General features: G+C 55.4%; 16 protein-coding genes. 5 read left to right on the forward strand and 11 right to left on the reverse strand.

The window, feature by feature from the left end:
* Positions 1 to 8: 8 nt before the first annotated feature.
* From ileS to ispH, 4 genes are read left to right on the forward strand one after another with little or no spacing between them, the layout of a single operon-like run.
* Positions 9 to 2834 (forward strand): isoleucine--tRNA ligase, encoded by a 2826-nt coding sequence (gene ileS, locus AC13DD_RS02145; RefSeq protein ID WP_482930784.1) that lies wholly within the window; start codon positions 9 to 11, stop codon positions 2832 to 2834.
* Positions 2834 to 3346, forward strand: a complete 513-nt coding sequence (gene lspA / locus AC13DD_RS02150) for a signal peptidase II (RefSeq protein ID WP_288367458.1) — start codon at positions 2834 to 2836, stop codon at positions 3344 to 3346. The genes ileS and lspA overlap by 1 nt, the downstream gene beginning before the upstream one ends.
* A gap of 17 nt (positions 3347 to 3363) precedes the next feature.
* A complete protein-coding gene (fkpB, locus tag AC13DD_RS02155; RefSeq protein WP_008170725.1) occupies positions 3364 to 3816 on the forward strand; it encodes an FKBP-type peptidyl-prolyl cis-trans isomerase in 453 nt (150 codons plus the stop codon).
* Between the two features lie 18 nt (positions 3817 to 3834).
* Positions 3835 to 4788 (forward strand): 4-hydroxy-3-methylbut-2-enyl diphosphate reductase, encoded by a 954-nt coding sequence (gene ispH, locus AC13DD_RS02160; RefSeq protein ID WP_482930785.1) that lies wholly within the window; start codon positions 3835 to 3837, stop codon positions 4786 to 4788.
* A gap of 21 nt (positions 4789 to 4809) precedes the next feature.
* On the opposite strand, the gene AC13DD_RS02165 is transcribed toward ispH, so the two are convergent.
* The 10 genes from AC13DD_RS02165 to AC13DD_RS02210 form a co-directional block, all read right to left on the reverse strand.
* Entirely contained in the window at positions 4810 to 5256 is a 447-nt protein-coding gene (locus AC13DD_RS02165; protein ID WP_349677126.1) for a type IV pilin protein, read from the reverse strand.
* 28 nt (positions 5257 to 5284) lie between these two features.
* Positions 5285 to 5650, reverse strand: coding sequence for a hypothetical protein (locus tag AC13DD_RS02170; RefSeq protein WP_273044323.1), 366 nt, complete (start codon positions 5648 to 5650; stop codon positions 5285 to 5287).
* A 74-nt stretch (positions 5651 to 5724) separates the two neighbouring features.
* A complete protein-coding gene (locus tag AC13DD_RS02175; protein ID WP_273044321.1) occupies positions 5725 to 9129 on the reverse strand; it encodes a pilus assembly protein in 3405 nt (1134 codons plus the stop codon).
* Between the two features lie 64 nt (positions 9130 to 9193).
* Positions 9194 to 9700, reverse strand: coding sequence for a pilus assembly PilX family protein (locus AC13DD_RS02180; protein WP_421867868.1), 507 nt, complete (start codon positions 9698 to 9700; stop codon positions 9194 to 9196).
* On the reverse strand, positions 9697 to 10833 hold the full coding sequence (locus tag AC13DD_RS02185) for a PilW family protein (protein WP_482930786.1): 1137 nt from the start codon (positions 10831 to 10833) through the stop codon (positions 9697 to 9699). The genes AC13DD_RS02180 and AC13DD_RS02185 overlap by 4 nt, the downstream gene beginning before the upstream one ends.
* Positions 10833 to 11321: a type IV pilus modification protein PilV gene (gene pilV / locus AC13DD_RS02190; protein ID WP_273044315.1), complete on the reverse strand. Its 489-nt coding sequence runs from the start codon at positions 11319 to 11321 to the stop codon at positions 10833 to 10835. The genes AC13DD_RS02185 and pilV overlap by 1 nt, the downstream gene beginning before the upstream one ends.
* The gene (locus AC13DD_RS02195; protein WP_088559228.1) at positions 11318 to 11800 is read right to left on the reverse strand and encodes a GspH/FimT family pseudopilin; all 483 of its coding nucleotides are present in this window, start codon (positions 11798 to 11800) and stop codon (positions 11318 to 11320) included. Before AC13DD_RS02195 ends, pilV begins: the two co-directional genes overlap by 4 nt.
* A 116-nt stretch (positions 11801 to 11916) precedes the next feature.
* Positions 11917 to 12486 (reverse strand): GspH/FimT family pseudopilin, encoded by a 570-nt coding sequence (locus tag AC13DD_RS02200; RefSeq protein ID WP_273044311.1) that lies wholly within the window; start codon positions 12484 to 12486, stop codon positions 11917 to 11919.
* A gap of 121 nt (positions 12487 to 12607) precedes the next feature.
* Positions 12608 to 13996: a sigma-54-dependent transcriptional regulator gene (locus AC13DD_RS02205; protein WP_482930787.1), complete on the reverse strand. Its 1389-nt coding sequence runs from the start codon at positions 13994 to 13996 to the stop codon at positions 12608 to 12610.
* Between the two features lie 56 nt (positions 13997 to 14052).
* On the reverse strand, positions 14053 to 15708 hold the full coding sequence (locus AC13DD_RS02210) for a sensor histidine kinase (RefSeq protein ID WP_482930788.1): 1656 nt from the start codon (positions 15706 to 15708) through the stop codon (positions 14053 to 14055).
* A gap of 93 nt (positions 15709 to 15801) precedes the next feature.
* Between AC13DD_RS02210 and AC13DD_RS02215 the strand changes: the two genes are divergently transcribed.
* Positions 15802 to 17472, forward strand: a complete 1671-nt coding sequence (locus tag AC13DD_RS02215; protein WP_482930789.1) for an NAD+ synthase — start codon at positions 15802 to 15804, stop codon at positions 17470 to 17472.
* 90 nt (positions 17473 to 17562) lie between these two features.
* Here the strand turns inward: AC13DD_RS02215 and AC13DD_RS02220 are convergent, their stop codons facing one another.
* On the reverse strand, positions 17563 to 18396 hold the full coding sequence (locus tag AC13DD_RS02220; RefSeq protein ID WP_482930790.1) for an outer membrane protein assembly factor BamD: 834 nt from the start codon (positions 18394 to 18396) through the stop codon (positions 17563 to 17565).
* Between the last annotated feature and the right edge of the window lie 88 nt (positions 18397 to 18484).

Below are 18484 nucleotides of genomic sequence, written 5' to 3' on the forward strand. Positions count from 1 at the left end.
CACAAACCATGAGCGACTACAAGCACACTCTGAATCTGCCGGAAACCGCCTTCCCCATGCGCGGGAACCTGGCCAAGCGCGAGCCGGAAATGCTCAAGCGCTGGCAGGATCTCGACGTCTACGGCAACCTGCGCAAGCAGCGTGAGGGGCGGGAGAAGTTCATCCTTCATGATGGCCCTCCCTACGCCAACGGCAGCATTCACATTGGTCACGCGGTCAACAAGATTCTCAAGGACATGATCGTCAAGTCCCGCAGCTTCATGGGCTATGATGCGCCTTACGTGCCGGGCTGGGACTGTCATGGTCTGCCGATCGAGCACAAGGTAGAGCAGGAGATTGGCAAAGCCGGCGTGAAGGTGGATTACAAGACCTTCCGCCAGGCCTGTCGCGACTACGCCACCAAGCAGATTGCCGGTCAGAAAACCGATTTCATCCGCCTGGGCGTGATGGGGGAGTGGGATAAACCCTACCTGACCATGGATCCCAAAGTTGAGGCGGGTATTGTTCGTGCACTTGGCAAGATTGTCGCCAAGGGCCATCTGGTGCGTGGTTACAAACCGGTTTACTGGAGTGTGGTGGGTCAGTCCGCACTGGCAGAAGCCGAGGTTGAATACCAGGACAAGACCTCGACCCAGATCGATGTGCGCTTTACCGCGGTTGATCAGGCAAAAGCCCTGTCACTGTTTGGCACCGATAATGGCAATGGCAATGGCGATGTGTCCGTGGTTATCTGGACCACCACGCCCTGGACCATTCCCGCTAACCAGGCCGTTTCCCTTAATGCCGATCTGGACTATGCATTGGTACAGACCGATGTCGGGCACGGCCCGGAGCGGATGATCCTGGCTGCCGACATGGTCGATGGCATCATGGCCCGCTGGCAAGTTGAGAGCTACGAAGTGCTGGCAACCTGTGCTGGCGCGGCGCTTGAGAATCTGGTTCTTCAGCACCCGATCTACGACAAGCAGGTCCCTGTTATCCTGGGCGACCATGTTTCCATGGACGCCGGCACCGGCGCTGTTCATACCGCGCCCGATCACGGCATGGAAGACTTTGAGGTAGGCAAGGCCTACAACATCGGCACCATCAACCTGGTTCAGGCGGATGGCACCTACACTTCCGCCGCCGGTGAGCTGGCCGGTGTACACGTTTACAAGGCCGATGAGCCGGTTTGCAGCGCCCTCGAGCGCGAGGGCAAGCTGGTCCGCTCCGAGAAGTTCCGTCACAGCTATCCCCACTGCTGGCGTACCAAGACCCCGCTGATCTACCGGGCCACACCCCAGTGGTTTATCAGCATGGATAAGGAAAACCTGCGCGCTGATGCCCTTGAAGCGATCCAGGGTGTACGTTGGGTGCCGTCCTGGGGTAAGAACCGTATCGAAGCCATGTTCAACCAGTCGCCGGACTGGTGCATCTCCCGTCAGCGGACCTGGGGCGTGCCCATCACCCTGTTTATCCACAAGGAAACCCAGGAGCTGCACCCGGACACCCAGAACCTGATTGAGCAGGTGGCCCAGCAGATCGAAGAGGGCGGTATCGATGCCTGGTACGAGCTGGACGCCTCTTCCCTGCTGGGCAGTGATGCCGAGCAATACGAGAAGGTAACGGATACCCTGGATGTCTGGTTCGATTCCGGTGTCACCCACGAGTCTGTCCTGCGGGTTCGCGAGGAGCTGGGCCAGTTCCCGGCGGATATGTACCTCGAAGGCTCAGACCAGCACCGTGGCTGGTTCCAGTCGTCCTTGAAAACCTCCATCGCCATGAATGGCGTGGCGCCTTACAGGCAGGTTCTGACCCATGGCTTTACCGTCGATGGCAAGGGCCACAAGATGTCCAAATCCCTGGGCAACGTGATCGCGCCCCAGGAAGTCATGAACGAGCTGGGTGCCGACATCCTGCGCCTGTGGGTGGCCGCAACCGACTACAGCGGCGAAATGACCGTGTCCAAGGACATCCTGCGCCAGACCGCCGATGGTTACCGCCGGATCCGGAACACCTCCCGCTTCCTGCTGAGCAACCTGACCGGATTCGATCCGGAGCAGCACATGGTGGCGTCGGAAGACATGATCGCCCTTGACCGCTGGATGGTGGATCGTGCCCTGCAGTTGCAGGAAGAGCTCCATGAAGACTATGGCAACTACGCCTTCCTGCGGATTTACCAGAAGGTGTACAACTTCTGTGAAGCAACTCTGGGCGGCTTCTATCTGGATATCATCAAGGATCGCCAGTACACCACCCAGGCCGACAGTCTGGCGCGGCGTTCCTGCCAGACGGCCCTGTACCATGTGGCCGAAGCGCTCGTTCGCTGGATTGCCCCGATTCTCAGCTTCACCGCTGATGAAATCTGGCAGCATTTGCCGGGTAAGCGCAGCGATACCGTGTTTTATGAAACCTGGTACGAAGGTCTCACAGCACTGCCGGAAAACGCTGAGCTTGGCCGCGATTACTGGCGCGAGATGTACAGCGTGAAAGAGGCCGTCAACAAGTGCCTGGAGGAAGCCAGGGCACGGGGTGAAATCAAAGGCTCGCTCAGTGCCGAGGTGACTCTGTTCTGCGAAGGCGACCTGGCTGCCGATCTGAAGCACCTGGGTGAGGAGCTGCGGTTTGTTCTGATTACTTCCGAGGCCAGTGTCAAACCGGTTTCAGAAGCGGGCGATGCGGAAATGACCTCCCATGAAGGTCTCCGAGTGAAGGTGACACCCGCCGCTCACACCAAGTGCGAGCGCTGCTGGCACCACCGGGAAGATGTCGGCCGTAATGCCAAGTACGACGATCTCTGTGGTCGCTGTGTGACCAACGTGGAAGGGCCCGGCGAAGCCCGCGCCTACGCCTGATGGACGCGACCATGACGGAGCAGGTCACCGGAAGCAAACTGAAGTGGCTTTGGCTGGCGGTACTGGTGATCGCTCTGGATCTCGGCACCAAGGCCATGGCCACCGCCATGCTGACTTACGGCAACCCGGTTCCGGTGATTCCGATGTTCAACCTGACGCTGCTGCATAACACTGGAGCAGCGTTCAGCTTCCTGGCCGGCGCTTCTGGTTGGCAGCGCTGGTTCTTCGTAACCCTGGCGCTGGTGGTCAGTGTGGTACTGATCTACTGGCTGAAAAATCTACAGCGCCATGAGACCTGGACCGCTGTTGCCATCGTACTGATACTCGGCGGCGCCTTGGGCAACGTCTACGATCGGGTGGTGCACGGCTACGTGGTCGACTTCCTGCACTTTTACTGGCAGGACTGGCACTTTCCCGCCTTTAACCTGGCCGACACCGCGATCACTATCGGTGCCGCCATGATGATACTTGATATGTTCCGCAAACCCGCCGATTCGGACGGGGATGCGTAAAGGAGTGAGTAACTCTTATGAATGAACTGCCTGTCGACAAGGGTACCCGGGTAAAACTGCACTTCGCCCTGAAGTTCCCGGATGGCGAAGTGATTGATTCGACCTTTGAGAAAGAGCCGGCGTCCCTGGAAATCGGCGATGACAACCTGCCGGAGAATTTCGAGGCCTACCTGATGGGTATGAAAGCTGGTGATAAAGGCAGCTTCCAGGTGCCGCCCGAGAAAGCCTTTGGCCAGCACAACCCGAATAACGTACAGACGTTCAAGCGCCATGAGTTCAGCCCCGATATGGTGCTGGAACCCGGCGTAATGATTTCCTTTGCCGACGCGCGCCAGAGCGAGTTGCCCGGTGTTGTCAGCCGTGTAGAAGGTGACGAAGTTGAGGTGGATTTCAATCACCCCCTGGCAGGGCGTACACTGACGTTTGAAGTAGAAATCATCGACGTGGAACCGGCAGGCCCGGCCCACTAACCAGAATAGCAGGTTGATATGCAGATCCGACTCGCCAATCCCCGAGGTTTTTGTGCCGGCGTGGACCGCGCCATCGAAATTGTAAACCGGGCGCTGGACGTGTTCGGGGCGCCTATCTACGTTAGGCACGAGGTGGTCCACAATAAATTCGTGGTGGATAACCTGCGCAACCGTGGCGCCATTTTCGTGGACGAGCTGGACGAAGTTCCAGACGACAAGCTCGTTATCTTCAGCGCCCACGGCGTTTCCCAGGCGGTACAGAGCGAAGCCGCCCGCCGCGGCCTGAAAGTCTTCGACGCCACCTGTCCGCTGGTCACTAAAGTGCACCTGGAAGTCATGCGCTACAGTCGCGATGGCAGGGAATGCGTGCTGATCGGCCACCACGGCCATCCGGAAGTAGAAGGCACCATGGGGCAGTACGACCATAGCAATGGTGGCGAAATCTACCTCGTGGAAAACGAGGAAGACGTGGCGAAGCTGGAGGTTAAAGACCCCGGTAAGCTCTCCTACGTTACACAGACCACCCTGTCCATGGACGATACGGCCCGCGTGATCGACGCGCTACGCGCAAAGTTCCCGGAGATCCAGGGCCCTCGCAAGGACGATATCTGCTACGCCACCCAGAATCGCCAGGACGCGGTGAAGCAGTTGGCCGGCGACTGCGACCTGATGCTGGTGGTTGGCTCGCCGAACAGCTCCAACTCAAACCGCCTGCGCGAGCTCGCGGAGAGAATGGGCACGCCGGCCTATCTGATTGATGAGGCCTCCCAGATCGATGCTGCCTGGCTGGAAGGTAAGACTTCGATTGGGGTTACTGCGGGAGCTTCTGCCCCCGAGGTTCTGGTGAACGAAGTTATTACCCGTCTGCGAGAGCTTGGCGGCAGCGTTCCGGAGGAAATTGCCGGGCGTGAGGAGAATATTGTGTTTTCTATGCCGCGGGAGTTGCGGATTGATGCCATTGAGCTCGAATGAGCTCAATGGCGCTTGAGCTTTTTACCAACAACCCGCTTGGCCTGCACCACGGTTTCCTTGTTCATCCACTGTAAGCGTTCCGCAGGGGTCGTTCGTTTGGCCCCCGGTAGGCACAGCTTGCAGTGTGAACGTATCCCTCGTTACGTTTCCCGAAAAGCTAATGTTATAGAAGACTGTGCCATTCTGTGGTGATTGCGTGAACGGCAAAGTCGGATCGGCTCCTCCAACCCTATAGTCAAAGCCATTGGAATACCTTCGCTCCATCCATTGCGCCAATTCAAGCAGGTCAGACTGCGCCGTTGTTCTGCGAGTCCGCTCTACGTGATTCTGATAAGTTGGTAGAGCGACTGCGGCAATGATTGCAATGATAGCAACTGCAATCATCAGTTCTATGAGTGTAAAGCCTGCAACGCCTGCTTTTTTTACTGTTTTATTGGTTCCGGTTCGTGTCACAACTAGGTCACTCACGTTTTAGGAATTTTGTGTGCCAAGAAAGTTATTTGTCTGCAACATCAAGCGATCGTATCAGCCGCGCGCCTCGGCTTGGGTCAACAACTTTGCCAACCTCTATTTTCACCGAGTTTCCTGGCTCCAAACGCCTCAGGACTTGCTCCCGTGACCATGTTGCATTGTTGAAATGAACTACTCGGTCCAGTAAGAACGATCGATCATCAATAATAACAATACCCAGTTCCGGGTTAACCGAATTTACTGTTCCAGAGAGTTCGCTTCCTTCTCTGAGCATTTGAAACTCAGAGTCTGGCATTTCTTCGGCGGTTGAATTGCCTGTAAACATTATTGCTGTCAACAAAAGCGCTACCATGTTGGCCAGAAATCTGGGGGTGAAAGCTTTGAAATTCATGATTTAACCTCTTAATAGGTGCTGTCAAAACCTGTCGCAACATGCCACCAGTGCCGTTGAGGAACAGCTCCGTTTTAACGGAGCTGTTCCCAGGTTTGCCGACCAGTATTCGAATCCAGAGATCTGGCGCACAAAGCGTCTTCACAAGGCGCATCCGGGTCGAGTTGGTTCGGATCAAGCCCGGGTATTATGACCTCTGAATCTCCGTCTCCGGTGGCGATGGTTCGATTCTCACCACCGTAACCATACTGTATGCCACTTGGTGCATAGCCACCGGTGATATCGCCGGAATTGAATATACCATCACTGTTGAGGTCGAAAACCGGGTCGTCAGACGGCTGTCCGCTCGTCAACTTGAGGTCCATTATGAAGCCCGTTCTACCGCTGGAGCAGGGGTCGTCATCAGGAACGACTGTAGTAAATCTCACGCGGTCTGGATTCACCCCGAACGGGAAGGTTGCTCTGCTAATAACCCGCTCTCCGGTCTGGGTGGATCCATAGATCAGGTCCAGATACCAGCCATTTTCAGAGGTAAGCTGGTTCTCGGAGGTTTCGCGCACAGTAAAGGTATTGGTGCCGACTCCGGACGCTTTAGTTACCGTCACAGTCTCTTGCGTTGTGATCGTCTGTTCCAGCAGGTCTGAACGGGTAAGATTGGTTTGCGAAAGGTCATCTTTGATGCTGTAAAGGCTTTGAACGTTGAAGTTACTTTCGTCGCCGTTTCTCAAGAAGCTTCCTGTTCCAAAAGCGAGTACCAGTTCGTCAGAATCGGTTGGGTTTAGGGCTACCCGCGGAGCAACTGTAATGGGTTGGGCTGTGCCGCCGTTGTCCTGGGCTGAGAATACCTTTTCGGTACTCCAGCTATTCGTGTTGGAGCTTGCTATCGCGAAACGCCACATATTGCCCTGGAGGTCGCCTGCATAAACATGGCGGGTGATGGCATCCCTTTCAGGAAAACTCGTAATGACAGGCGCTGCTAGCCCATTTGGAGCCGCGCTGCTACCAGCACCGGTTTCCAGTTCTTTGATCAACGAGCCATCGGCAAGATCAACAACGAAGAGGCTGGATTGGTTGTTGGCGCTGTTGTAGCCGTTACCGAAGATGGCGGCCCATGTGCCATCTGCTAATCGTGCGATTTGGGGGTCGGTTACTCCATAGCCAAGATCCGGATGTGTGAACTCCCAGAGTACGTCTGTCGCGGGTGAGAAAGAACCTGGGTCAGTTACGTCGAGCGCGAAAACAGTTTTACCGCCGAGGCCCATCGTACCGAGAAGAACAGTTCGCCACTCTGCGGACCCGTTTCCGTCCTTGTCAATGTACGCGTCTTGTACTCGGGGCGTACCGTCCATTAAATATTTATGCGAGTAATTTGGAAGCATTAACTCAGAAATGCGAGCGTGACTGTTCGTGCCCTGAGGTAGAAGCAGCTCTCCAGGTACATAACCGAAAAGCTCTGCACCAGTTTCACTGTTGAAAGCATGAAGAATGCCGTCATTCGCGGGCACATAGAGCGCATCGATTCGGTTTTGATAATCCGTCGTTGAACGAAAAGCTCCGTAGCTGCTTCCCTCAGTCGAAGGCAGTCTGCTAAATCCAAAATTGGATTTACCTACAAATTGGGGATTCGCATTGATAATGTCGCCGAGCAGGCGAGTTACGGAAGCACCGGATTGATCAATTGTTTCACGGGACCTGAATGAGCTGTCCGCGTTTGTGTCTCCATGTAGCCATGCCAAACGCTTATAACCAAGGTTGTCCACGGTTGATGCCAGTGTAGGATCGGCGTTCAATGCCTGTTGCTGATTTGTCGAGAGGTTCGAAAGGGAACTTGTGCTGCTGAATGCCAATTCGACGCCTGAGGTGCCATTGTGAGTAATCAGCGTTCGGTTTGCAGGTGTTGTATTAGCCAGTACTGTTTCCGCATTCCAGATCTCGGAACCTTGATCAAAGTTGAAGCCGGTCAACGTGCCCGACCAGTCTTCGCTCCTGAATCCCGCAAAGAAGCCCAACGATTCCGTTCTGAGGACAGCGGAGCTGACCGCAGCAGAGGAAGCGGAGGTTTGGGCGCGAGCAGTCAGATCACCCAGGAATTCCTGGATAGCCAAGGTAAAAGCCCCAGGATCCTGCGCGCTTGCGTAACCGCCCCTGCCGTTGATGGCAGCATGCAACAAGTCATCGATGTTTTCGGGGCTTCGATTATCATCTGGCTCTGGCCAAGTTATCTGATCTCCAGACGCAATCGCAGCGGTTGCATCTGCCTCAGAGATGTCGCCAACGACACCAAGGCCGATGGTAAACGTAACCATGTGTTGCCAGAATGCCGGATCGACAGTTCCTGTCGGGACTTTGTTCGCGAGGTCCGTTCGAAGGTCGTTTTTCCAGTACTCCATTGCCACATCGGCGAGTGTATTGGAATGGCTGTCTGCGAACGGCGAAACTGCCGTATAGGAGAAATCGTCGCCATCAGGGTCGGGGTTCGTATAAGAGGGGCCCGCAGTATTGTCGACGTTGCCAACGCTTGGACTACCACCGTTCCAGATACCATCTGTCATTAGAATGGAGAAACTCTGACGGCACTCTACCTGCGCAGTGGTGTCATTGGTGCCAGGCGTTGCGCCCCAGGGACCCTGGTTGTCGCTTCTGGAGTAATACTCACCAATATCCTTGAGGGCAGTTCTGAGTGGAGTTCCCCCGCTTACACTCTTGCCATGCAACCAGGTAAGAAACTGTTGTCTTCTTGCGCTTGTGTAGGGACGGACGCCACTGACGATAGTGTCAGTGTCGGCCACTCCATCAATGGTATTGTTGTTGACGTTGATGGCACCATAGCCGACCCGAATGTTTTCCGGCAGATTAAAAAAGGCCTCAGTTATCCCCGACTTTGCTGCCTTGTCCCTCGTGCTGTAGTAGGAAAACCAGTTGGCATAATTCTGCTTCACATCGGCTGTCGCGTTATTAAGCAGGACCGTGTTAAAACAGCTGTTGACCTTCGGGTTCGCTATGCACTGGGGCGACTGGATAAGATCCATATAGAAACCTTCTTCAATGGATCCAATCTGATCGAAACGAATGTACGTGCTTAGATTATCCGTCCCCGAGTTCGGGTCAAACCCATTTACCGGGGCGCTGGTATAAGAGGAGTTTGGATAGCGGCCGCTGCCATCAGGCTTATATGGGGGAAGATAGGTAACGTCCGGATCGTAATAAATTTTGTTGACATCGCTCGAATAATACCAGTTTTCGTTTGCGTCTCCCCCTAGATTGTCAGGCATGTAACGCCAGCCCATTGAGCCTGAGTCATCGAAGACAAACATCAGGTTGGGGTCAACGGACTCTTTCAAGAACAGCGGCACCGAAGCCAGGTTTACTTGGGCAAAAGCCGCTTGTGTTGTTGCAAGCGAGAAAAGTAGGCTTGCCGCAAACGTTGATAGCCTGGATAGGTGGATATTTTTCTTGAGTATTCTCGTTTTCTGTTTCATGGCTTAATCTCCAGTTGGAGCAAACGGCAACGATTCGGCTGCGATGTGTGCATGGCGCTCATGATTACTCCGGGGGTAAGAGCACGGTTGACTGTACGACGCTAATAGCGTTCGGGCTGCCGCCCTGGCCGCGAGAGGTTACCTCGAAGCGCTCAAAACAGGGTTGTCCTGGCTCGATTGGACATACATCGGCTAAGCGCGCTTGATGATAAGCAGGTTGAGCGCTGACACCGGCGCCAGCATTCCCGGTTCCAGCAGCCGCAGGGTTATTGCCATCCCAATTCCAGGGCGTGGTCAGCCTGTTGGTTGCGAATGCTGTTTGGCGGCTGGCGAGGCTGCCTATCAGGTCTGCTTCTCCCTGGCGAAGCCCAGCTTCAGAGGCCTGGAAGGACATAGCTCCGTCGTGTGCATTGCTGGCCATCCGCTCCTGCATGATGGAACCCTGCATGCCGCCAACCGCGAGAAGAGAGATAAGCAGAAGCATGAACAGAGCCACTACCAGGGTTGCCCCCCTCTGCGTTGTAGAAAAAGGCGCCGAGTTAATGACTGGTGTGTTTGCACGCTTGATCATTCCATCCGCCCTCTCAATGATGTTGTAGTTACGGAGACGATGCGAACACGGCTGTCTCCGTTATTCGCTTGGCTCACCTCGCTGCCCAGCATGTCGAAACTGCGACCGTTTGGCTGGTCAAGCACATCGTCCTGGCTCCGAGTCAGAACCGAAAAGCGTACACTTGCGACCTCCTCCCAGTCAGTTACCTCGTCAGCGGGAACATAGTCGTCGGCAGCATTGCTTCCGCCAGTATCAACTCCATAAAGAATCTGGAGCGTTTCGACACCGGAGACAAGCTCCTGAGGCGTCTGAAGCGGCGTCATTAGACGTCTGAACAGGGCCGGTTCGCCATTGGTGCCTTGACCAATGTAATAGGCCATCGAGGTGAATTCATAGACTTTGGTTTGTGGCTCATAGGCGAGATTGAAATTGTTGCCATTATTTCCCGGGCTGACATTGCCTCCTGCCATTGTGATTGCGCTAGAATTGGCATTATTGCTCTTTTGGAACAGTTCGCCTTCTGAGCAATCTCCCAAAGTTGCAAGAACAATTCGATTAACTGGAACACCAGAATTGTCGGTCAGGTTGATACTGTTTCCATTCTGGGGATTGCCGGCATCCACCGGCACGCTCAGCGGTGTAAGGCCATTCACGATAATGACATCGGAATTGGTGACGACAGATCCGGCAAGCGATGCCGGCAGGGAGGTGCCCGCTGTGCCAGAAGCCCAGTTCCCTGCGGTCGGCGTTGCCAGGGCCCCCGCCAGAGTGACGCTGTCTCCGGGGCCCGTCCCTGTATAATCCCATCCCTGAACGGGTTGGCTCAGAGGGACAACCAGCCCGCCATTCAGGCGATTGTCAACAACCTGATCCAGGGGCAGCCCCATTTCGGCCAGGCAGCCAAAACTGCCCGCAGATCGCAGATCCGGGGATAAGACCGCCGACACAAAGCGTGTGCTTTCCTGGGCGTGCGCAAGCCCCTGGGTCTGACGATAGGTGTCATTGCCGCTGAGGTAAATTTGCGTGACACCCAGGGTAATAATGAGACCAAGAGCCAGCGAAATGATTAGCTCGACCAGTGACAGGCCAGACTGTGGGGCTAGCGGGGCAGGCCTTGGTAACCGGGCGTAAGATTTCGACTTGTGTATCATCAAATCTGTGTCCTCACTACAACAGGGTTCATAGCGGCATCATCCTGATCCCAGTCGATGGTCACCGTCACGGTATCGCCGTTTACTGCAACCGTTCTCTCGGCTGCAGGTAGTAAACAGGCAAGGTTGTTTTCCCATGCTGCGATGTCATTGGCGCTGACTGAGGCATTTCCGGGAACGAACGACGTATCGCATGCGCCATTGTTTGCCCCTTGCGCATCGCCTTGTGCGAGCGCGTAAGCCCCAGGGTTGTCGGAGTTTGCGCGGATCCTGTCGAGAAGATCCTCAGCCAACAAAACCGCCTGACTGCGATTCTGGGATTGGGTGTTCATTTGTAGCGATATGATTTGGGTTGATGCTATCCCCAGGATCCCGATGCCGAGCACCAACACCGCCACCATTATTTCGATAAGGCCAACGCCCGACTGTTTGTTAACCGGAAAAGCAAAAGATCGTGCTCCGGGTTTCCGTGTTAGAGAATGTTTCATGGGCATGCTCCGCCATCAATCTCGGTTCTGCCTACCGGGCTGATACGGATAGTCCGGAAGGTATTGGCGCCCGAGGCACACCCGTTGGGCGCAATGGTGAAGGACTGCGCAGTCTGCGGGATCAGGAATCCCCTTCGATCAAAAACCAGATCGCCGGCGGTCTCCGTGAATGTCAGGCTCTGAGGGGCTTCGAATGCCCTTATCTGATCATTGGCGCAGTCGCCAGTTGCGTCGCCAGTATGGACGCACCAGCCCCCGCCCAGACCTCCATCGGTACTCAGCGTGACAGCCGTGCCGCGTTTGATGGCTTCGGTTCTCGCAAGTTTGATCGATGACACCAACAGGTTGGTGCCCGATACCAGTCTGTTTCCTTCGATCGCCCGATTAAAGCCAGGGACCGCAACTGCAGCCACAATCGCGAGGAGAACGACGGTAATCATCAACTCTATAAGAGTGAAACCCGAGGTTTTTTTTATCATATCCAATCCTGTTCTTGGCTATCGTCCTATTGAAACAGAGTGTTTTTCACTCTGCATCGTTTCGGCGACGAATGGCAGGATTAAGGGGGCGAGCGGTTCATGCCTGATTTTATGCGTCAACCGGGGCACTTGATTATGGTTCCCCAGGGGAGTGTTATCTTGCCGTCGCGGTTCTTGTCTCTCAGTGATCTCAGGCGACCACCTATATTGATGGCCATATAAGTCATTTCGAATTCGGCTGTATTCAAGCGTGAGCATGCGACGAGGCTTCCCATCGTGCCGTGGCTCATGCCGTCCGATGAAAACTGGAAGTAACCTCTCCCCGCTGTCCTTGAAAAGAGATGGGAGCCGGTTTTAGTGAGTTCAAGGACTTTGTGAACCTTGTTCGAATCCGGACGTTTGTCGTTGTTCATGTCCGGGAAGACTGAGACAGGTTGGTTCCAGTCGTCAACGCACTGCAGTTGCGCAGAGAGTGGGCAGACTGTGGTGAGGGTTCCCTGATGAACGGCAAAGCTGCGAGCGGTTGCGAACAGTCTATGTGTGCCATTAACCAGATCATTATGACGACTGGCGGAAACAACGCCGCTCCACGAAATGCTGGCCACGCTTGCCGTGATGGCAATCAGTGCCACAGTGACAACTGCTTCAACCAGGGTGAAGCCTTGCTTTTTTAGCGAGGAATCCATTGTTACATCCTTGTAGGTAGATCAAGTAATTAACCTCTCACGTCCTGTGATGAGGCATTGAATTATTATATGTCTGAATGCGACCTATAGTTGAAAAAAAGACAACCATCTGTGGAGATAGCTATTCCATGCCTAGCTTCTTTAATCGATATCGCAGTGCCCGAAAACTGATTCCCAGTCTTTTTGCAGCTGCAGTTTTGTTCCACCGGGTCGCTTCGAGCGCCTTCTCAATGGCCTGTCGTTCAATCTTCTCCAGATACCCTTCCAGATCGATTTCCCCATCGGGCACGGCGATTCCTTCTCCCTCGCCAACCTGGCCCTCGGCAATGATCTGCGACGCCGAAGCTGCATGCTGAACACCATTCCCCAGATGCAGATCATCAGCATCGATCTGATCGGCGTCGCACAGGGTAAAAGCCCGCTCCAAGACGTTTTCCAGTTCCCGGACATTGCCCGGAAAGTCATAGCCTCGCAGTCTGTCCACGGCCGCTGGCGTTAACGAGGCAGGGTCACACTCATACTCTTTCGCAATCCGTTCAAGAATGTGATTCGAAAGCAGAGAAATATCATCCGGCCGCTCTCTCAGGGGTGGTACTGCGAGTTCGATCACGTTAATCCGGTAGAAAAGATCCTGACGAAAGCTGCCTTCCTGGACCAGCTCCGGCAGATTCTTGTGGGTGGCGCTCAGTACCCGAATGTCGACGGGCACTTCCTTGGTGTCCCCGACGGGCCGAACGGCTTTTTCCTGTATGGCGCGGAGCAGTTTCACCTGCATGGCCAGGGGCAGGTCTGCCACTTCATCAAGGAATAGGGTACCTCCGTTGGCAGAGCGGAACAGGCCGTCTTTGTTCTCCACGGCGCCGGTAAAGCTGCCTTTCTTGTGGCCGAAGAATTCGCTTTCCATCAGTTCCGAGGGAATGGCGCCGCAATTCACCGCGACGAATGGACCTTCGCGGCGGGGGCCCTGAAGATGAATCATTCTGGCCACCAGTTCCTTACCGCTGCCGGACTCGCCACTGATAAAAACCGGTGCCTGGCTTCTGGCCAGTTTTCGGGTCTGGTTACGGAGTTTGCGGATCTCTGGCGATTTACCCAGCAACAGGCCTGGCTCATCGTCTGCCTCTTCCGCGTCTGCCTTGGGCTCAGCGAGTTTGAGGGCGCTGTTGACCAGTTCCCTTAATCGGGGCAGTTCGACCGGTTTGGAGACGAAGTCAAAGGCCCCGGCTTTGAGCGATTCAATCGCGGTGTCCATATTGCCGTAGGCTGTGATCACGGCGACAGGCGTGGCCGGAGAGTGTTTCTGGATCCACTGGACCAGCTCGATACCATTACCGTCTGGCAAGTTCATGTCGGTCAGGCAGAGGTGGGTGGTGTTCTGTTCCAGTAATGCCCGGGCACTGGTTACGTCGGGTGCCGTGAGGGTTGTGATGCCCATCCGGGTAAGGGTGATTTCAAGTAACTCCCGAATGTCCGGTTCATCATCAACGATCAGCGCTGTGTATGTGGTCATCTTGTGTCGTCGGTTCCATGTCGTTGTTCAAGCGCCCGATATCCGCTGGCGCCGGTTCAGATCATTCGCCCCGGGTGAGCAAATGTAATGCGAAAACAGCAGCCGGGCTTGTTGTCTTCTACCAGGGAAAGATGCGCCTGATTAGCCTCGCACAGTTCCCTGGCCAGATAAAGCCCGAGCCCGGTCCCGGTCTTGTCTGTGGTGAAAAACGGTTCGAACACTGAGTTTCTGTTTTCCGGCGCAATGCCGGGGCCCAGGTCCCGCACATCGATATAGGCCCGCTCGCCATCCTCGGTTGCCCCGGCGTGTATTCCGATCTTTTGCTGGCCCGAGTGCTGCTGACTGTAGCGTAAACCGTTGTCGCAAAGGTTCACCATCACCTGCTCAATCTGGCTTTTGTCGAACCGCGCTGGCGGTAGTTGCGGATCGATTTTCAGAACAATGTTGGCTGTGGTGCAGTCCTCGTCCTGCGTTTGCAGGAAATCTTCCCGAAATTCCTGGAGCCAGGGTGCGACTTCGATCAGATCTGCATTGGCGGCCCGGCGTCTTGAAAGATCAAGAACGTTTTCGATAATCCCGTTCACCCGGCGGGAGTGTCGCTGGATGATCGCCAGCATCTGGCGGTCGCCGGCTTCCAGGTTCGGTGCTTCTTCCATAAGCTGGGCTGCGTGGCTGATTGCACCCAACGGGTTGCGGATTTCATGGGCGATGCCGGCAGTGAGTCGGCCCAGCGATGCCAGTTTCATTTGCTGGGCCTGCTGGGTGACTTTGCTCATGTCCTCGATGAACACAAGAATCTGGTCGCCCCGCTCCTGATCCAGTTGGGTAAAGTTGGCCTGTAACAGCGGGGAGGTGGCTGACGGTTGGAAAGGCTCTATCCGCTGTGTGGGGTCCTTTAACCAAGCGTCCAGACCCTGTTTGAGTGGTTTGGGTAACACGGTTGCGCGCTCTTGGATTGGCACCGAAGTCTTGGGTGAGCCATATAGAAGCTCCTCGGCGGCGGCGTTGGCAACGCGGATCTGGCCAAAACGGTCCAGTACCAGAATACCGGTACGCATGCGTTGGATAATCTGTTTGTTGATCTGTTCCAGTTCGGCAATGCTGCGGGCTCGGCTGCTGGCCAGAGCCTCGCTGCGCATCATTCGTCGGGAGATACTTTGCAGAACGAACGCGGCTGCAAAGTAAAGGATGCCCAGTGAGCCGGCTCGGACGATATCATCAGCGGACTCACCCAGCGCCAGTAAGGCCCATCCGGATATGCCCAGGGAGCAGATAGCAGCGAGAGCCGCATAGAAGGTTCCCATCCGGCTGGGCGTCAGGATGTTACCCGCCGCTACAGACACAATCACCAGGTTGGCCAGACCGTTGGTAATACCTGTACTGGCCAGCAACAGGCCATGCATGATCAGAATGTCAAGCAGGATCGAAAGCGTTATATGGCGTCGGCTGGGGTGAAAACCGGCCACAAGAAGCAGGGCAATGAAGGCATTTAGACCCAGGTAAGCGGAAACGCCGGCCTGATAATAATCCAGCAGTCGGAAGCGCATATCAAAGTTGACGGGATCCACGAATAGCAGTGCCACCAGCATCAGGCTCACCACTAGTCGGTAGTGGTTGTAGATCCTGAACAGCTTGGCCTGTTGGATTCCGGACGGTGTCGAGGGGGCCGGGCCGAGCGCCTCGGCCGATCGTACTGGTGTATCTGCTGCCATGATTTACAGGAATCCGCTGTTGGTCGGAAGAAATCCACGCCTATGCGGGGTTATAATAGCCTTTTCATGGCAATGAGTTACAGGAGCCGATTTATGTCCGTGTCCGGAAACCAGGCAGCGTCCGGGGAGTCTCCAAGAAAATTGCGGGTGGTGATGGCCCAATTGGATTTTCTGGTAGGCGATATTCCTGGCAATACCGAGCTTATCCTTGAGGCTGCCCGCCGGGCATCGTCCGAGCATCAGGCGGACATTGTGGTTTTTCCCGAGCTTTGCCTGACCGGCTATCCGCCGGAGGATCTACTGTTGCGCCCGAGCCTGGAAGTCCGGGTCAACGAAGCGTTGGAAAGGCTGCAGGCGGAAAAGCTGGATCCGGTGATTGTTATCGGTGCTCCTCTTCGCCATGGCGCGCTGCTGTACAACGCGGCGGTGGTCATTGATGGAGGCGAAATCACCGGTCGGTACTTCAAGCGTTTCCCACCCAACTATCAGGTGTTCGATGAGAAGCGTTACTTCGCCGAGGGCCGGGATGTCCTGACTCTGGATATCCGGGGCGTTCCGGTGGGAATTACTGTGTGTGAAGATCTCTGGAAAGAAGGGCCGGTGGAGGACTGCGCCGCTGCAGGCGCCCGCCTTATCCTGAACCTAAATGCCTCGCCCTATGATATCGACAAACAGGCACGCAGGAAGGCATTGCTAGAGCGGAAGTCCCGGGAGAATCTGGTCAGTATCGTGTACGTGAACCTGGTGGGTGGCCAGGACGAGCTGGTTTTTGACGGTGGCTCCATGGTGTTCGACCATTCCGGTGTGCTCACTGCAGAAGCTCCGCAGTTTGGCGAAGGCCTTTATCCGGTCGACTTCCTATGCGAGCACCATTGTCAGCCAGTATCCCAGCCCTTGCCGGAAGAGCCTTCGCTTGAGGCCAATGTCTACAGCGCTTTGGTGACCGGTGTTCGGGATTACGTCAACAAGAACGGATTCAAATCGGTGGTTCTGGGGCTTTCAGGCGGTATCGACTCGGCAGTGACTCTGGCGGTTGCCGTCGATGCACTGGGCAAGGATCGGGTACGCGCGGTGATGATGCCGTTTCGCTACACCTCCAGCATGAGCCTTGAGGATGCCGAAGCGGAGGCCGTCGCCCTGGGCGTGCAGTACGACGTGTTCTCGATTGAGCCCATGTACGACGCCTTTATGGAAACTCTGGCCGGGCCTTTTGAGGGCACTGCGCCGGATACAACCGAGGAAAACCTGCAGGCGCGACTGCGTGGCGTCTTATTGATGTCCCTATCCAACAAGTTCGGTTCCCTGGTGTTGACCACCGGAAACAAGAGCGAGATGGCAGTGGGGTACTCAACGCTTTATGGCGATATGGCGGGCGGCTTTGACGTTCTAAAGGATGTTCCTAAAACCCTGGTGTTCCGTCTGGCCAAATACCGCAACACGCTTTCGGAGGGCGAAGTGATCCCCGAGCGGGTGATCACTCGTCCACCCTCGGCAGAGCTGGCGCCGGATCAGAAAGACGAGGACAGCCTGCCCGGTTATGACGTGCTCGATCAGATCCTGAATCTGTATGTAGAGCGGGATTTCAGTGCCGATGCGATTGTTGCTGAAGGTTTCGAGCGAGTCGACGTTGAACGGGTTATTCGCCTCGTAGATATCAACGAGTATAAACGCAGGCAGGCACCGATCGGCGTCCGCATTACGGAGCGCGGGTTTGGGAAAGACCGTCGTTATCCGATTACGAATGGCTGGAAAAGCGGCAAGTAGACGCGGGAGTTCGGGGTCAGAAGAAAAACCGGTCAGAGGAACAATTCATCAACGGTTTTTCTTCTGACCCCAATTTCACTCTTTCAAACTTTACTCGTCGCCCATCAAGCCAAAGGTTACGACGTTCGTCAGTGACCGGTTTTCGCCCTTCAGCAGGTCCACCTCAAACTCGCCGTCGGCATTGAAGGCGTCACTCTCCGGAAAGTTGGTGCGCAGTATGGCAATGGCATCCTGCGATCCTTTTCTTAGTTCGAGGAAGCGGAAGGTTTCCGCGAGGATAATCAGGGCTTCTTCGGTAACCGTCGCTGTCGGGTAATTCTCGATGATGTATCGTGCCCGGTTGTTGGCTGCGACATAGGCCTGGCGTTTCACATAGTAGCGGGCCGCGTAGAGTTCCAGTTCGGCCATGCGATTGCGCACCGCGATCATTCGCTGGCGGGCATCCGCGACGTACTGGCTGTCCGGATAGCGGTTCAGCAGTTCAGAAAAATCGCGGAAAGACTGCAACTGCTCACCCGGATCCCGAGCCGCGACATCAATCGGGAAATAGCGGGCCGCGAGGCCGATATCCAGGTTATAGGAGGCCAGGCCGCGCATGTAGAGCGCGTAGTCTGCATGGTCGCTTTGCGGATTAAGACGCAGGAACCGGTCGGCGGCTGCACGGGAGCCCTCGAGGTCGAGGTTCTGGTAGCGGGCATAGATCAGGTCAAGCTGGGCCTGCTCTGCGTAGCGACCGAAGGGGTAATAGGTTTCCAGGGCGTCCAGGTTCTGCTCTGCCTCATTGAAGTTTCCAGAGGTCATGGCCTCGCGGGCGTTCTCGTAATAGGTCTTCTCCGGAAGCACTTCCTCCTGCTTGTTGGAGGCGCAGGCACTGACCAGAACAACCAGTGTGGAAAGTAGGAGCAAACGAAGACCTGATCTCATTCCGGAATCCCGTATAATGTCGATTGATTCAAGGGCAGTCATTGTAGCGGGGAAGTGACGCCATGTGCAGAGCAATGCCCCGCTGTTT

It is taken from the genome of Marinobacter sp. L-13, from assembly GCF_056857715.1.

Bases quoted from the DNA above. Each gene is read 5' to 3' on its own strand.
- ileS (WP_482930784.1), top strand. From the start codon at position 9: ATGAGCGACTACAAGCACACTCTGAATCTGCCGGAAACCGCCTTCCCC.
- lspA (WP_288367458.1), top strand. From the start codon at position 2,834: ATGGACGCGACCATGACGGAGCAGGTCACCGGAAGCAAACTGAAGTGG.
- fkpB (WP_008170725.1), top strand. From the start codon at position 3,364: ATGAATGAACTGCCTGTCGACAAGGGTACCCGGGTAAAACTGCACTTC.
- ispH (WP_482930785.1), top strand. From the start codon at position 3,835: ATGCAGATCCGACTCGCCAATCCCCGAGGTTTTTGTGCCGGCGTGGAC.
- AC13DD_RS02170 (WP_273044323.1), bottom strand. From the start codon at position 5,650: ATGAATTTCAAAGCTTTCACCCCCAGATTTCTGGCCAACATGGTAGCG.
- AC13DD_RS02175 (WP_273044321.1), bottom strand. From the start codon at position 9,129: ATGAAACAGAAAACGAGAATACTCAAGAAAAATATCCACCTATCCAGG.
- AC13DD_RS02180 (WP_421867868.1), bottom strand. From the start codon at position 9,700: ATGATCAAGCGTGCAAACACACCAGTCATTAACTCGGCGCCTTTTTCT.
- AC13DD_RS02185 (WP_482930786.1), bottom strand. From the start codon at position 10,833: ATGATACACAAGTCGAAATCTTACGCCCGGTTACCAAGGCCTGCCCCG.
- pilV (WP_273044315.1), bottom strand. From the start codon at position 11,321: ATGAAACATTCTCTAACACGGAAACCCGGAGCACGATCTTTTGCTTTT.
- AC13DD_RS02195 (WP_088559228.1), bottom strand. From the start codon at position 11,800: ATGATAAAAAAAACCTCGGGTTTCACTCTTATAGAGTTGATGATTACC.
- AC13DD_RS02200 (WP_273044311.1), bottom strand. From the start codon at position 12,486: ATGGATTCCTCGCTAAAAAAGCAAGGCTTCACCCTGGTTGAAGCAGTT.
- AC13DD_RS02205 (WP_482930787.1), bottom strand. From the start codon at position 13,996: ATGACCACATACACAGCGCTGATCGTTGATGATGAACCGGACATTCGG.
- AC13DD_RS02210 (WP_482930788.1), bottom strand. From the start codon at position 15,708: ATGGCAGCAGATACACCAGTACGATCGGCCGAGGCGCTCGGCCCGGCC.
- AC13DD_RS02215 (WP_482930789.1), top strand. From the start codon at position 15,802: ATGTCCGTGTCCGGAAACCAGGCAGCGTCCGGGGAGTCTCCAAGAAAA.
- AC13DD_RS02220 (WP_482930790.1), bottom strand. From the start codon at position 18,396: ATGAGATCAGGTCTTCGTTTGCTCCTACTTTCCACACTGGTTGTTCTG.